This is a genomic window from Streptomyces luteolus (assembly GCF_029968015.1).
Lineage (GTDB): Bacteria > Actinomycetota > Actinomycetes > Streptomycetales > Streptomycetaceae > Streptomyces > Streptomyces luteolus.
Map to the genome: position 1 here is coordinate 46,079 of NZ_JASCIS010000011.1, position 13,208 is coordinate 59,286.

The 13,208-nt window shown below is 70.8% G+C and carries 14 protein-coding genes; 7 read left to right on the forward strand and 7 right to left on the reverse strand.

The genetic code is table 11. The annotated features are described in order from the left end of the window. Positions 1-48: 48 nt before the first annotated feature. Both ppgK and QIT00_RS13015 read right to left on the reverse strand, forming a co-directional pair. Positions 49-831 (reverse strand): polyphosphate--glucose phosphotransferase, encoded by a 783-nt coding sequence (gene ppgK, locus QIT00_RS13010; protein WP_282535377.1) that lies wholly within the window; start codon positions 829-831, stop codon positions 49-51. Positions 832-914: 83 nt separating this feature from the next. Then, a complete protein-coding gene (locus QIT00_RS13015; protein WP_282535378.1) occupies positions 915-1,931 on the reverse strand; it encodes a 4-hydroxy-3-methylbut-2-enyl diphosphate reductase in 1,017 nt (338 codons plus the stop codon). A gap of 93 nt (positions 1,932-2,024) precedes the next feature. Here QIT00_RS13015 and QIT00_RS13020 point away from each other — a divergent pair, with 93 nt between their 5' ends. The 4 genes from QIT00_RS13020 to QIT00_RS13035 all read left to right on the forward strand — a co-directional run bounded on the left by QIT00_RS13020 (position 2,025) and on the right by QIT00_RS13035 (position 5,964). Beyond that, complete coding sequence (locus tag QIT00_RS13020; protein ID WP_282535379.1) at positions 2,025-3,404, forward strand: APC family permease; 1,380 nt, start codon at positions 2,025-2,027, stop codon at positions 3,402-3,404. 212 nt (positions 3,405-3,616) lie between these two features. Further along, positions 3,617-4,882: an exodeoxyribonuclease VII large subunit gene (gene xseA / locus QIT00_RS13025; protein WP_282535380.1), complete on the forward strand. Its 1,266-nt coding sequence runs from the start codon at positions 3,617-3,619 to the stop codon at positions 4,880-4,882. Positions 4,883-4,953: 71 nt separating this feature from the next. Further along, on the forward strand, positions 4,954-5,214 hold the full coding sequence (locus QIT00_RS13030) for an exodeoxyribonuclease VII small subunit (RefSeq protein ID WP_282535381.1): 261 nt from the start codon (positions 4,954-4,956) through the stop codon (positions 5,212-5,214). Positions 5,215-5,373: 159 nt separating this feature from the next. Further along, complete coding sequence (locus QIT00_RS13035) at positions 5,374-5,964, forward strand: malonic semialdehyde reductase (protein WP_282535382.1); 591 nt, start codon at positions 5,374-5,376, stop codon at positions 5,962-5,964. 98 nt (positions 5,965-6,062) lie between these two features. Here the strand turns inward: QIT00_RS13035 and QIT00_RS13040 are convergent, their stop codons facing one another. Then, positions 6,063-6,575 (reverse strand): DUF4245 domain-containing protein, encoded by a 513-nt coding sequence (locus QIT00_RS13040; protein ID WP_282535383.1) that lies wholly within the window; start codon positions 6,573-6,575, stop codon positions 6,063-6,065. Between the two features lie 173 nt (positions 6,576-6,748). Here QIT00_RS13040 and glpX point away from each other — a divergent pair, with 173 nt between their 5' ends. Then, on the forward strand, positions 6,749-7,780 hold the full coding sequence (glpX, locus tag QIT00_RS13045; RefSeq protein ID WP_282535384.1) for a class II fructose-bisphosphatase: 1,032 nt from the start codon (positions 6,749-6,751) through the stop codon (positions 7,778-7,780). 78 nt (positions 7,781-7,858) lie between these two features. Here glpX and QIT00_RS13050 read toward each other — a convergent pair whose 3' ends face one another. After that, positions 7,859-8,266, reverse strand: a complete 408-nt coding sequence (locus QIT00_RS13050; RefSeq protein ID WP_282535385.1) for a WhiB family transcriptional regulator — start codon at positions 8,264-8,266, stop codon at positions 7,859-7,861. 149 nt (positions 8,267-8,415) lie between these two features. Continuing rightward, on the reverse strand, positions 8,416-9,105 hold the full coding sequence (locus QIT00_RS13055) for a DUF1707 SHOCT-like domain-containing protein (protein WP_282535386.1): 690 nt from the start codon (positions 9,103-9,105) through the stop codon (positions 8,416-8,418). Positions 9,106-9,271: 166 nt separating this feature from the next. Between QIT00_RS13055 and QIT00_RS13060 the strand changes: the two genes are divergently transcribed. Beyond that, a complete protein-coding gene (locus QIT00_RS13060; RefSeq protein ID WP_282535387.1) occupies positions 9,272-10,948 on the forward strand; it encodes a fumarate hydratase in 1,677 nt (558 codons plus the stop codon). Here the strand turns inward: QIT00_RS13060 and QIT00_RS13065 are convergent. Further along, complete coding sequence (locus tag QIT00_RS13065; protein ID WP_282535388.1) at positions 10,945-11,079, reverse strand: hypothetical protein; 135 nt, start codon at positions 11,077-11,079, stop codon at positions 10,945-10,947. The two genes, QIT00_RS13060 and QIT00_RS13065, sit on opposite strands and share 4 nt — an antisense overlap. Positions 11,080-11,216: 137 nt before the next feature. Between QIT00_RS13065 and QIT00_RS13070 the strand changes: the two genes are divergently transcribed. Beyond that, entirely contained in the window at positions 11,217-11,348 is a 132-nt protein-coding gene (locus tag QIT00_RS13070; protein ID WP_282535389.1) for a hypothetical protein, read from the forward strand. 302 nt (positions 11,349-11,650) lie between these two features. Here the strand turns inward: QIT00_RS13070 and QIT00_RS13075 are convergent, their stop codons facing one another. Further along, the gene (locus QIT00_RS13075) at positions 11,651-13,192 is read right to left on the reverse strand and encodes a ricin-type beta-trefoil lectin domain protein (protein WP_282535390.1); all 1,542 of its coding nucleotides are present in this window, start codon (positions 13,190-13,192) and stop codon (positions 11,651-11,653) included. Positions 13,193-13,208 lie beyond the last annotated feature (16 nt).

Genomic DNA, 13,208 nt, shown 5'->3' on the forward strand with positions numbered 1-13,208 from the left:
CCCCTCCCCCAAGCTCTCGGCTTCGCTCGAGCAGGGGGGACCCCCATCTCAATCTCCCCCAACCTTCGGCCGGGAGGTGCCCCCAGAGGGGCTGGTTGCAGCCGCCATCGCCGCGCCCACGATGCCCGCGTTGTTCTGCAGCTCCGCGGGGACGATCTCCGCTCTGACGCCCTCGATCAGGGGCAGGAACTTCTGCGCCTTGCGGCTGACTCCGCCGCCGATGACGATCAGCTCCGGCGAGAGCAGCATCTCCACGTGCGCCAGGTACTTCTGGAGTCGGCGGGCCCAGTGCTCCCAGCTCAGCTGTTCGTCGTCGCGGGCCTTGGTGGAGGCGCGCTTCTCCGCGTCGTGACCGTGCAGCTCCAGGTGGCCCAGCTCGGTGTTGGGGACGAGGACGCCGTCGGTGAAGAGGGCGCTGCCGATGCCCGTGCCGAGGGTGAGCATCAGGACCGTGCCCTTGCGGCCGCGGCCCGCGCCGAAGTGCATCTCGGCGACCCCGGCGGCGTCCGCGTCGTTGAGCACCGTGACCGGGCCGCAGCCCGTGCGCTCGCCGAGCAGGGCGCGGGCGTCGACGTCGATCCAGCCCTTGTCCACGTTGGCCGCCGTGCGGATCGTGCTGCCGCCGGTGACTACGCCGGGGAACGTGACCCCGATCGGGCCCGACCAGCCGAAGTGGCCGATGACCTGCTTGACGCCGTCCGCCACCGCGTCGGGCGTCGCCGGGTGCGGGGTCAGGACCTTGTGGCGCGGCTCGCTGAGCTCGCCCCGGTCCAGGTCGACCGGGGCGCCCTTGATGCCGGATCCGCCGATGTCCACGCCGAAGATCTGCATGGACACCACGTTACGACGCGGCACTGACAGTCACGAGGTGAAAGCCGACGACGGGCGGTCACGCAGACCTCGGCCGCCCCCGGTCAGGACTCCGTCGTACGCCCCGTGCGCTCCTCGATCAGGGCGGTGGCCTCGGCGCGCAGGTCGCGGCGGAGCTCCTTCGGCAGGGAGAACGTGAGGGACTCCTCGGCGGTCTTCACGATCTCGACGTCGCCGTACCCCTTCTCCGACAGCCAGGCCAGGACCTCCTCGACCAGGACGTCCGGGACCGAGGCGCCCGAGGAGACGCCGGCCGTGCCGACGCCCTCCAGCCAGGTCTCGTCGATCTCGCTCGCGAAGTCGACCAGGTACGCGGCGGGGCAGCCGGCCTGCTTGGCGACGTCGACCATGCGCTGGGAGTTGGAGGAGTTCTTGGAGCCGACCACGATGACCAGGTCGGACTGCTGGGCCAGTTCCTTGATGGCGGTCTGGCGGTTCTGCGTGGCGTAGCAGATGTCGTCCGAGGGCGGGGAGATCAGGTTCGGGAACTTCTCCTTGAGGGCGTCCACCGTCTCCATCGTCTCGTCGACGGAGAGCGTGGTCTGGGACAGCCAGACGACCTTGGAGTCGTCCCGCACCTCTACGTTGGCGACGTCCTCGGGGCCGTCGACGAGCGTGATGTGGTCGGGGGCCTCGCCGGAGGTGCCGATGACCTCCTCGTGGCCCTCGTGGCCGATGAGGAGGATGTCGTAGTCCTCGTTGGCGAAGCGGACCGCTTCCTTGTGGACCTTGGTGACCAGGGGGCAGGTGGCGTCGATGGTGGCGAGCCTGCCCTCGCGGGCCTCGTCGTGCACGGAGGGGGCGACGCCGTGGGCGGAGAACATCACGATGTTGCCCGGCGGGACCTCGGTCGCCTGGTCGACGAAGATCGCGCCCTTCTTCTCCAGGGTCCGCACCACGTATTTGTTGTGCACGATCTCGTGCCGGACATAGACGGGGGCCCCGTACTGCTCCAGGGCCTTCTCGACGGCGATCACGGCGCGGTCCACGCCCGCGCAGTAGCCGCGGGGGGCGGCAAGCAGGACGCGGCGGGCTTGGGTCTGTGCAGTCATGCCCCCCATCGTAAGGGCGCCCCCAGCGCGTCAAAGATCCACACCTTGGGGAGACTGGAGCGGGCGGTCCGCAGAGGGCGGGCGTGGCCAGGGAGGCGCACGATGTCGGGTGACGGCGACAGCACCACAACGGGGGGCGGCGAGCCCGTCACGGGCGACACCCATGTGGGTCTGCGGCGCAGCCTCGGCTTCAAGGATCTGGTGGTCTACGGGCTGCTTTTCATCGCCCCCATGGCGCCGGTCGGCGTGTTCGGCACCCTGGACGCCAAGTCGCACGGCGCGGTCGCGCTCGTCTACCTCGTCGCCACGGTCGCGATGGCGTTCACCGCGTACAGCTACGCCCAGATGGTGCAGGTCGTCCCCCAGGCGGGTTCGGTCTTCGCCTACGCGCGCGTGGCGCTGGGTCAGGGGCCCGGTTTCATCGCGGGCTGGATGGCGATGCTGGACTATCTGCTGATCCCGGCGGTGGCCTATCTGTTCTCCGGGATCGCGATGCACGAGCTGGTCCCGTCGGTCTCGCAGTGGGTGTGGACGGCGATCGCGGTGGTGGTCACCACGGCGCTCAACCTGTGGGGTGTACGGGCCGCCGCGCGGGTCGGTTTCGCCGTCCTGGCGATGGAGATCGTGGTGCTGCTCGTCTTCGTCGTGGCGGCGCTCGTCGTGCTCGTGCAGGACGGGGCGCGGCGCGGGTGGCTGACGCCGCTGACCGGTGACGGCACGTTCGCGGTGAGCGCGATCCTCGGGGCGGTGTCGATCGCCGTGCTGTCGTACCTGGGCTTCGACGCGATCGCCACGTTCGCGGAAGAGGTCACAGGGGGTTCGGCGAAGGTCGCACGCGCGGTGCTGTTCTGCCTGGCCCTTGCGGGCTTCCTGTTCGTGGCGCAGACGTATCTGGTGGCGCTGCTCGAACCGGTGTCGTCGGCGCAGCTCGCGGCGGAACCGGGCAAGCAGGGCGCCGCGTTCTACGACGCCGTGGACGCGTCGGTCGGTACCTGGCTGCACGATCTGGTGGCGGTGAGCAAGGCGATCGGTGCCGCGTTCGCGGCGCTCGCCGGGCAGGCCGCGGCCGGCCGCCTCGTCTTCGCGATGGCCCGCGACCGGCGGCTGCCGAAGGTGCTCTCCCGTACGGACTCGGGCGTTCCGCGGGTGGCGATCGGGGTGGCCGCGGTGATCACGCTGGTGGCCGCGGTGTGGGCGGCGCGGCGGGACGACGGCATGGACCACCTGGTGTCGGTGGTCGACATCGGCGCTCTGGTGGCGTTCACCATGCTGCACGCGTCCGTGGTGTCGTGGTTCGCGGTGCGCCGGCAGGGCGGTGCGGTCAGCTGGTGGCGGCACGGGCTCATTCCGGTGCTCGGGGCGGTGATCACGATCGCGGTGATCGTGGAGGCCTCGTGGACGGCGCAGGTCGTCGGGGCGGTGTGGTTCGTGGGGGGGCTTGTGGTGCTGTTCGCTCAGCGCGGGCGGCGGGTTCTTACGTAGTCGGGTTCTGTGCTGTCGGCTCGGGTGCCGTTGATCGCCCTGCGGGCTCGTCCTCAAGCGCCGGACCGGCTGATTTTGATCCCCTCCCCGCCCCTTCCCCAAAGACTGCCGTCGGCTGCGGGGGCTCCGCCCCCGGACCCCCGCTCCTCAAACGCCGGAGGGGCTGATTTTGCTGGGGCGGCGTTGTCAGTGGGGGCGGCTACTCTCCCCTCATGGCTCTCAACACCTCCCCCGAAGCCCCCCTGCCCGTGGGCGAGGTCTCGCGGCTCATCGGCGGGTGGATCGACCGGCTCGGCGCGGTGTGGGTCGAGGGGCAGATCACCCAGCTGAACCGCCGCCCCGGCGCCGGGGTGGTGTTTCTGACGCTACGCGACCCGTCGTACGACATCTCGGTGAGCGTGACCTGCTACCGCCAGGTGTTCGACGCGGTGGCGGACGTCGTGTCCGAGGGCGCGCGCGTGGTGGTCCTCGCGAAACCGGAGTGGTACGCGCCGCGGGGGCAGCTGTCGCTGCGGGCGGCCGAGATCAAGCCCGTCGGTGTGGGTGAACTGCTCGCGCGCCTAGAGCAGTTGAAGAAGGCGCTGGCGAGCGAGGGGCTCTTCGCGGCCGAGCGGAAGAAGCCGCTGCCGTTCCTGCCGCAGCTGATCGGGCTCGTCTGCGGGCGTGCCTCGGCGGCCGAGTGGGACGTCCTGGAGAACGCCCGGCACCGCTGGCCCGCCGTCCGCTTCGAGGTGCGCAACGTCCCGGTGCAGGGCGTGCACGCCGTGCCGCAGGTCGTGCAGGCGGTCAAGGAGCTGGACGAGCACGAGGGTGTGGACGTGATCGTCGTCGCGCGCGGCGGCGGCAGCGTGGAGGACCTGCTTCCGTTCTCCGACGAGCAGTTGGTCCGCGCGGTGGCCTCGTGCCGTACGCCGGTGGTGTCGGCGATCGGGCACGAGCCGGACTCGCCGCTGCTCGACCTGGTCGCGGACCTGCGCGCCTCGACGCCGACGGACGCGGCGAAGAAGGTCGTCCCTGACGTGGGCGAGGAGTACGACCGGGTGCGGCTGCTGCGGGAGCGGGCCCGGCGCGCGGTGGGCATACACCTGGACCGCGAGGAGCGCGGGCTCGACGTCGCGATGTCGCGGCCCTCGATGGCGCATCCGCACCGGATGACCGCCGAGCGGGAGGAGCAGGTCACGGCCCTGCTCGACCGCGGCCGCCGTACCCTCGGCCACCTCCTGGACCGCGCCGACTCGGAGCTGACGCACACGCACGCGCGCGTGGTGGCCCTCTCCCCGGCGGCCACCCTCCAGCGGGGGTACGCGGTGCTGCAGCGCCAGGACGGCCACGTGGTCCGCGACCCGGGCGAGGTCGAGGCGGGCGACGCGCTGCGGGCCCGGGTCTCGGGCGGGGAGTTCAGGGTCGCGGTGACCGAGGCGCCGGAGGCGGACTCCGGCGACTCCGGCGACTCCGGCGACTCCGGCGGGCAGCGTTAGTCCTCCCGCGACCGGGCAGCGTTGGTCCTGCCGCAACATCGTCTTCGTATCGGAAATCTAGGGTGGAGCACATGAGCAGTACGGGTACCGAGACCGCGACCGAGAGCGCGCTCGGCTACGAGCAGGCGCGGGACGAACTGATCGACGTGGTGCGGCGCCTGGAGGCGGGCGGCACGTCGCTCGAGGAGTCGCTCGCCCTGTGGGAGCGGGGCGAGGAGCTGGCGAAGGTGTGCCGGCGCTGGCTCGACGGCGCGCGGGCCCGGCTCGACGCGGCGCTCGCGGAGCGGGAGGACGGGGAGGACGGGGACGCAGGGGCCGAGCGGGACGACTAGCCGCCCCCGCCCCACCGCGGCCCGCCCCACCCCGCCCCGGCCTGTCGTGTTTGTGAACCCGATCACATAGACCCATTTTTGTTGAAACTTAAACCTGTGTGCGGGTAAGGTGATCACCGCAAGCGTTACGACGATCGTCTTCTCGAGAAGGTTGACCGCATGTCCCTCGCCCTCGACGCCGCCGCCCAGGACCTCCTCTTCCGCGAGGCCCGCACCGCCAACACTTTCACCGAAGAGCCGGTGAGCGACGAGCAGGTCCAGGCCATCTACGACCTGGTCAAGTACGGCCCCACCGCCTTCAACCAGTCGCCGCTGCGCGTGACCCTGGTCCGCACCCCGGAGGCCCGGAAGCGCCTGGTCAAGCACATGGCCGAGGGCAACCGCCCGAAGACCGCCACCGCCCCGCTGGTCGCGATCCTCTCCGTGGACAACGAGTTCCACGACGAGCTGCCGAAGCTGCTCCCGCACGCCCCCGCCGTGAAGGACGCCTTCTTCGCCGAGCGCCCGGTGCGCGAGCAGGCCGCCGCCATGAACGGCGCGCTGCAGGCCGGTTACTTCATCGTCGGCGTGCGCGCCGCGGGCCTGGCCGCGGGACCGATGACCGGCTTCGACTTCGACGGCGTGCAGAAGGAGTTCCTGGACGACGACCACACCCCGCTGATGGTCGTGAACATCGGCAAGCCCGGCGAGGACGCCTGGTTCCCGCGCTCCCCGCGCCTCGACTACGACGAGGTCGTCACCTCCGTCTGACCTCCGTCTGGCCTCCGTCTGGCCTCCGTCCGAGCCGCACACGAAGCCGCACACGAAGGGGCCCCGGCGATTCCCGCCGGGGCCCCTTCAGGTCTGCGTCACTTCAGCGCGCCCGCCATCTCCGCGAGGGTCTCGAAGGAGGCCGAGCCGGTGACCACCGTCGTCGCGCCCTTCTCCGTACGCACAAGGGCGTCGTACGTCTCGCCCTCGTAGCGCGTCCACGTGGAGCCGTCGATGCGCTCGCTGCGGGCCGTCTCCGCGGCGCCGCGGGTGACCTGGTCGACGAAGACCGGGGCCTTCTCGGTGGACTGCTCGACCGCGACGTACTTGCCGTCCGGGGCGTGGAAGCCCAGGTGCCAGTGGTCCCGCTCGTCGCCCTTGAAGCGGACCGAGGTCGCCTTCCAGTCCTTGCCCAGGCCCTCGGGTGCGAGGACCGGGTACGCGGCCGCGCGCTTGGCCGTCGCCAGCTCGACGTCGTAGCTCACCGTCTTGACGGGGCTCTGGGACTCGTCGTGCGGGATGAAGATGTAGATGACCGCCACGACTGCGCCGATCACCGCGAGGGACAGCAGCATGTCCCGAATCGTCTTGGTGCCTCTCGTACCTGCCACGCCCCCCATCGTCGCAGGTGCCCCCTCTGCTCATGCGTGGGGGCCACTGCTCAATTTGTCGGCCTCCGGATAGAGTGCGAAGCACACCCTCCTCGGCCGCCCACCCGACGCCCGCCACCGCCGCTCGGCACTTCGGGCGCGGCCTGCTGGTCGTATCAGAAAGGTGCGCTCCGATGACCGAGCATCACTTGCCGTCCGCTCTGGAGGTCTCGCCCGAGGCCCCCGACCGCAACCTCGCCCTGGAACTGGTCCGGGTCACCGAGGCCGCCGCCATGGCCGCCGGGCGGTGGGTCGGCCGCGGCGACAAGATCGGTGCCGACGGCGCCGCCGTGCGCGCCATGCGCACGCTCGTCTCGACCGTCTCGATGAACGGCATCGTCGTCATCGGCGAGGGCGAGAAGGACGAGGCCCCGATGCTGTTCAACGGCGAGCGGATCGGCGACGGCACCGGCGCCGAGGTGGACATCGCCGTCGACCCGATCGACGGCACCACCCTGAACGCCAAGGGCATGCCGAACGCGATCGCCGTGCTTGCCGCAGCCGACCGGGGCGCGATGTTCGACCCGTCCGCCGTGTTCTACATGGACAAGCTGGTCACGGGCCCGGAGGCCGCGGACTACGTGGACATCAACGCCCCGGTGTCGGTGAACATCCGCCGGGTCGCCAAGGCCAAGCGCTCGGCGCCCGAGGACGTCACGGTGGTCATCCTGGACCGGCCGCGGCACGAGGGCATCGTCAAGGAGATCCGCGAGACGGGCGCCCGGATCAAGTTCATCTCGGACGGCGACGTGGCCGGTTCGATCATGGCGGTCCGCGAGGGCACCGGCGTGGACCTGCTGATGGGCGTCGGCGGTACGCCCGAGGGCATCATCTCGGCCTGCGCCATCAAGTGCCTGGGCGGCACCATCCAGGGCAAGCTCTGGCCCAAGGACGAGGCGGAGAAGCAGCGCGCCCTGGACGCCGGGCACGACCTGGACCGGGTGCTCTACACCGGCGACCTGGTCTCCGGCGACAACGTCTTCTTCGTCGCCACCGGCATCACCGACGGCGAACTCCTGCGCGGGGTGCGCTACCGCGCCGAGACCGCGACCACGCAGTCCCTGGTGATGCGCTCGAAGTCCGGCACGATCCGGCAGATCGACTCCACGCACCGCCTGGAGAAGCTGCGCGCGTACAGCGCGATCGACTTCGACCGCGCGAAGTAGGCCGCCAGACCTCGCTGATACGACGCGAACGGGGTGCCCCTGTGCGGAGGGGCACCCCGTTCGCGTACGCATATGCCGTCAGCCGGCGGCCGCTATCGCCTCGGCCGGAGTGGCCGCCTGAGCCGCCTGAGCCGCCTTCTTCAGCTCCATGTCGCGGCGCCTGCGGCGGGCGAGGACCACGCGGCGCTCGGCGGCGGTGAGCCCGCCCCACACTCCGTACGGCTCGGGCTGGAGCAGGGCGTGCTCGCGGCACTCGACCATCACCGGGCAGCGGGCACAGACCCGCTTCGCGGCCTCTTCGCGGGCCAGGCGGGCGGCCGTCGGCTCCTTGGAGGGGGCGAAGAAGAGGCCGGCCTCGTCCCGGCGGCAGACCGCGTCCGAGTGCCAGGGCACGTCCTGGTCCCGTGCCGGGGCTCCCTCCTGCCCCTGACTTCGCTGTGCCGGAACGGCGGCGACCTGCAGGGACTGATGCGGCGTTTGCAGCACGGTCTACTCCTGACGGACGGCTTCGCGAGCGAGAAGAAGGCGACGAACCGTCCCTACCCGCTGTACGCGGCCCTATGCACTGCGTTCCCATACGGGCGGCCGCGTCAACTTCCCGGCTGGTCACGGAGGTTGACGCCCCGCGCCAGGCGTCAGAGGTGCTTGCGCAGGTGCTTGGCCGTGGACCGGCCGACGTACTTGTGCAGGTCGGCGATGAGCTTGCCGCGCCTGGGCTTGGCCTCGATGCTGCCGAAGACGGCGTAGCCGCCGACGAAGACCACCGGGGCCTGCGCGTCCTCCGCCTCCTGGGTGTCCACCTCGAAGTTGCCGCAGACGCCGCTGCCGGTGCCGCGGAGCGTGACGTTCTCCGGGACCCGGACCTCGACGCTCCCGAAGACCGACCAGGCCTTGATGACGATCTGCGGGTACTCGAAGATCGCCTCGGTCAGGTCGATCTCCACGCTCCCGAACACCGCGTACGCATGCGTCCTGCGGCCCACGCGCCAGCGGCCCTTGCGGGTGGCGCCGCTGAAGACCGCGACCAGGTTCTCGTCCGGCTCGGCGGGGATCGTGCCGGGCAGGGGCGCGTCGGTGTGCGGCGCGGGCGCGGGGCGCGACTGATGCGCCCCGGGCAAGTCCCTTACGTACGGCTCCAGTTCGGCGAGGGTCTTCGCGCGGTACACCCCGTCGATACGGTCGGCGTGCTCCTCCGCGGTGAGCCGGCCCTCGGCCATCGCCTCGCGCAGGATGTCCGCCGTGCGATCACGGTCGGCGTCGGACGCGCGCAGGTCGGCCGGCTCCGCGGCGGGGGCGGTCTGCTGGGGGCGCTTTTCGAGGTCCACCCCACCAGCGTACCCAAACGCGATAGATCGCGACTACCCCACGCGTACAACTGCCGTTCCGCACTGAGCCTTACCTCACAAGTCCACTGTCAGTGGCGCGTCCTACCCTTGAGGGCGCTGGCCAACGGAGGCCCGCCGCTGTCTGCCGAGTGAGGAAAAGGCCGAGATGCCGGAATTCGCGTACACCGATCTGCTCCCCCAGGGCGAGGACACCACCCCGTACCGCCTGGTCACCGCGGACGGTGTCTCCACCGCCGAGGGGCCGGACGGCCGTACGTTCCTGAAGGTCGAGCCCGAGGCGCTGCGCAAGCTCGCCGAGGAGGCCATCCACGACATCCAGCACTATCTGCGCCCGACGCACCTCGCGCAGCTGCGCCGCATCGTCGACGACCCGGAGGCGTCGGGCAACGACAAGTTCGTGGCGCTCGACCTGCTGAAGAACGCGAACATCGCCGCGGCCGGTGTGCTGCCGATGTGCCAGGACACCGGCACCGCGATCGTCATGGGCAAGCGCGGCCAGAACGTCCTGACGGAGGGCGAGGACGAGAAGTCGCTCTCCAAGGGCATCTACGACGCGTACCAGAACCTGAACCTGCGCTACTCGCAGATGGCTCCGCTGAACATGTGGGAGGAGAAGAACACCGGCTCCAACCTCCCGGCGCAGATCGAGCTGTACGCGACGGACGGCGGCGCCTACAAGTTCCTCTTCATGGCGAAGGGCGGCGGCAGCGCCAACAAGAGCTTCCTCTACCAGGAGACGAAGGCCGTCCTGAACGAGGCCTCCATGATGAAGTTCCTGGAGGAGAAGATCCGTTCGCTCGGTACGGCAGCGTGCCCGCCGTACCACCTGGCGATCGTCGTCGGCGGCACCTCTGCCGAGTACGCACTGAAGACCGCCAAGTACGCCTCCGCCCACTACCTCGACGAGATCCCGTCCGAGGGTTCGGAGCTCGGCCACGGCTTCCGGGACAAGGAGCTGGAGGAGAAGGTCTTCGAGCTGACCCAGAAGATCGGCATCGGCGCGCAGTTCGGCGGCAAGTACTTCTGCCACGACGTGCGCGTGGTGCGGCTGCCGCGGCACGGCGCCTCCTGCCCGGTCGCCATCGCGGTGTCCTGCTCGGCGGACCGCCAGGCCGTCGCGAAGATCACCGCCGAGGGCGTCTTCCTGGAGCAGCTGGAGACGGACCCGGCGCGGTTCCTGCCGGAGACCACGGACGAGCACCTGTCCGAGGACTCCGAGTCCGACGTGGTGAAGATCGACCTCAACCAGCCGATGGACGCCATCCTCACCGAGCTGACCAAGTACCCCGTGAAGACCCGTCTTTCGCTGACCGGCCCGCTCGTCGTCGCCCGTGACATCGCACACGCGAAGATCAAGGAGCGCCTGGACGCGGGCGAGGAGATGCCGCAGTACCTGAAGGACCACCCCGTGTACTACGCGGGCCCGGCGAAGACACCCGAGGGTTACGCATCGGGTTCGTTCGGCCCGACGACGGCCGGGCGCATGGACAGTTACGTGGAGCAGTTCCAGGCGGCCGGCGGCTCGAAGGTCATGCTGGCCAAGGGCAACCGGTCCAAGCAGGTCACGGACGCGTGCGACGCGCACGGTGGTTTCTACCTCGGCTCGATCGGCGGCCCGGCGGCCCGCCTCGCGCAGGACTGCATCAAGAAGGTCGAGGTCGTCGAGTACGAGGAGCTCGGCATGGAGGCCGTCTGGAAGATCGAGGTCGAGGACTTCCCGGCGTTCATCGTCGTGGACGACAAGGGCAACGACTTCTTCCAGAACCCGGCCCCCGAGCCGACGTTCACGTCCATTCCGGTGCGCGGCCCGGGTCTCGCCTAGCCGGATGTCGTACGGGCCGTACGGGTCGTGCCGCTCGTACGGCCCGTACGGCCCGTACGGCTGTCGAGAAACCGCTCCCCCGCGCTCGGCGCGGCCAGGGCGAGGTCGCGGTGGACGCGACGCGGCATCATGCGCGCCATCGCGGGGTGCACCGGCCTGACGACGCTCCAGTAGAGCCGGGCGCGCGGCGAGTCGGGGGCGACGGCCGTGCACAGCGTGACGTGGCGCTCGTCGACGAGGATCGACGCACGGGCCGAGAGGCCCCGCCGTGTCCACCCGCATCAGCAGCTCCCCGCCCTCGCGCGCGATGACCGGGAAGGCGTCGCGCAGCACCCCGGTCCACGCCGCCGGATCGCGCGGCAGCCCCGGCTGGAGCTCCATGCGGTACGCGTCCTGGTAGGCCGGGCGGTCCAGGGCCGTGCGGATCAGGCGGGCGTGCTCCGGGACCGCGACCGCCTCCGGCCTGGCCCACATCACCCTGCGGAGCAGCCGTACGCGCGCGCGGTGGCGCACCGGGTGCGGGAGCGAACCGGTCGCGACCAGCTCGATGTTGTCGAAGAGCTCCTCGATCATCGTGTCGTGCACGGGCCGAATCGCGGCGGTCCAGGCAAGCCGCCTGAGGCCCGGGAACTCCATCTCCAGGGATCCACCGGCGGGCGCCGTACGGACCGGAGTCGGCCCGTACGGCGCCCGTTCTCGCAGCTACGCGCTGAACCTCTGCTGCCCCGAGCCGTCGCATGCCCGCAGGCGCAGCGGGTCCTGCGCGCCCGCGAGCGTGAGGCACAGGCCGTTCGCCGAGGCCGGCCGGATCGTCGAACCCTCGCGTACGAAGCGCTGGTTGGCGCCGCCGTGGCAGTTCCACAGGACCACGTCCGTGCCCGCCGTCACCGACTTGGCGTCCAGGCAGCGGTCCTGGGTGAGCTCGGTGTGCACGGTGCCGCGCGCCGCGTCGAACCACCAGTTCTGGTTGCGGCCGTCGTGGCAGTCCCAGCCCAGGACGCGGGTGCCGTTGGCGCTTTGGGCGCCGTCGACGTCCAGGCAGGCTCCGCTCGCCTGGTTCTTCAGTGGCTTGAAGACGTCGTCCCAGGCGTACGGGACGAGGGCCGGCTTTCCCGAGGAGTTCACGTCGGCACAACTCGCCTCACGGGCAGGGGAGTTGTAGAGCTGCGTGAGGCAGGAGGCGAAGGCCGCGTGGCCTGCCCTGTTGGGGTGGAAGGACTGGCGCAGCGAGTTCTCGTCCGGCAGTCCGGGCTTGGAGAGGTCGATGTAGAGGCCGCGCGCCCAGGTGCTCTCCATACATACCTCGTGGCCGTGGAAGAGCCGCGAGTTGTCGAGGTAGGTGGCGCCGGTGTTCGCGGCGGCCTCGCGGACACCGCGCTCGAAGGCGGGCACGGCGGCGTTGCGGCCCCACACGGTGTCGGAGTCGTACCCCATGCCGCCGCAGGCCAGCTTGCCGGGGAAGTCGGGGTTGTCGCGGAAGTCCGGGCCGATGGGGCTCGGGTAGCCCATGACGACCAGCTTGTACGCGCCGTCCGCGTACCCGGCGTCGCGCATCACGGTCCGCAGGTCGCGCACGGTCTGCTCGACCTTGGGCACGAGCCCGTCGACGCGGGACTGCCAGCCGGGGGCGTACTTGGGCTCGCAGGGGCCCTGGCTGAGCAGGAAGCGGGTGACGCAGTCGGTCATGACGGGGCCGAACTGCAGGTCGTCGTTGGCGCCCGCGACCAGGACCACCATCTTGATCCTCGTGTTGCGGGCCTTCACGGCGAGGCTGTCGCTCTGCACCAGCTCGTCGGCGTACTGCTTGCTGCCGCCGATGCGGATGTTGGCGGTGGAGGCGCCCGAGCAGGAGACGTTGTAGGTGACGTCGGCGGCGATGCCGGTGCGGTGGATCGCGGCGTCCGGCGAGCGGTGGCACCAGTTGTCGGGACCGTTGGTGCCGGGCTCGTACGTGCCCACGCCCTCGCCGGAGATCTCGCTGTCACCGAGCGAGATCAGGGCCGACTTGCGCTCGGCCAGGGGGCGTTGCGCGGGGTCGCCGTAGAGCTGCGCAGCCTCGGCCGCGCGGACCTTCTCCAGCTCCGGCGGCAGGGGCGAGACACCCCCTGAGGGCGTGGCGGCGGACGGCGTGGCCTGTGCGGCGGGAGCATGGAGCCCGACCAGGGCCGCCGCTGCCGCCGCTAGGACGGCCACGGCGTTCCGCCGGCCGGTGTGCCTGGGTCTTGCGCGCTGCGTCTGGTGCATGCTGCCTCCCCGGGTT

Coding starts and splice junctions, on each gene's coding strand:
- ppgK (WP_282535377.1), bottom strand. CDS start 831: ATGCAGATCTTCGGCGTGGACATCGGCGGATCCGGCATCAAGGGCGCC.
- QIT00_RS13015 (WP_282535378.1), bottom strand. CDS start 1,931: ATGGGGGGCATGACTGCACAGACCCAAGCCCGCCGCGTCCTGCTTGCC.
- QIT00_RS13020 (WP_282535379.1), top strand. CDS start 2,025: ATGTCGGGTGACGGCGACAGCACCACAACGGGGGGCGGCGAGCCCGTC.
- xseA (WP_282535380.1), top strand. CDS start 3,617: ATGGCTCTCAACACCTCCCCCGAAGCCCCCCTGCCCGTGGGCGAGGTC.
- QIT00_RS13030 (WP_282535381.1), top strand. CDS start 4,954: ATGAGCAGTACGGGTACCGAGACCGCGACCGAGAGCGCGCTCGGCTAC.
- QIT00_RS13035 (WP_282535382.1), top strand. CDS start 5,374: ATGTCCCTCGCCCTCGACGCCGCCGCCCAGGACCTCCTCTTCCGCGAG.
- glpX (WP_282535384.1), top strand. CDS start 6,749: ATGACCGAGCATCACTTGCCGTCCGCTCTGGAGGTCTCGCCCGAGGCC.
- QIT00_RS13060 (WP_282535387.1), top strand. CDS start 9,272: ATGCCGGAATTCGCGTACACCGATCTGCTCCCCCAGGGCGAGGACACC.
- QIT00_RS13065 (WP_282535388.1), bottom strand. CDS start 11,079: ATGATGCCGCGTCGCGTCCACCGCGACCTCGCCCTGGCCGCGCCGAGC.
- QIT00_RS13075 (WP_282535390.1), bottom strand. CDS start 13,192: ATGCACCAGACGCAGCGCGCAAGACCCAGGCACACCGGCCGGCGGAAC.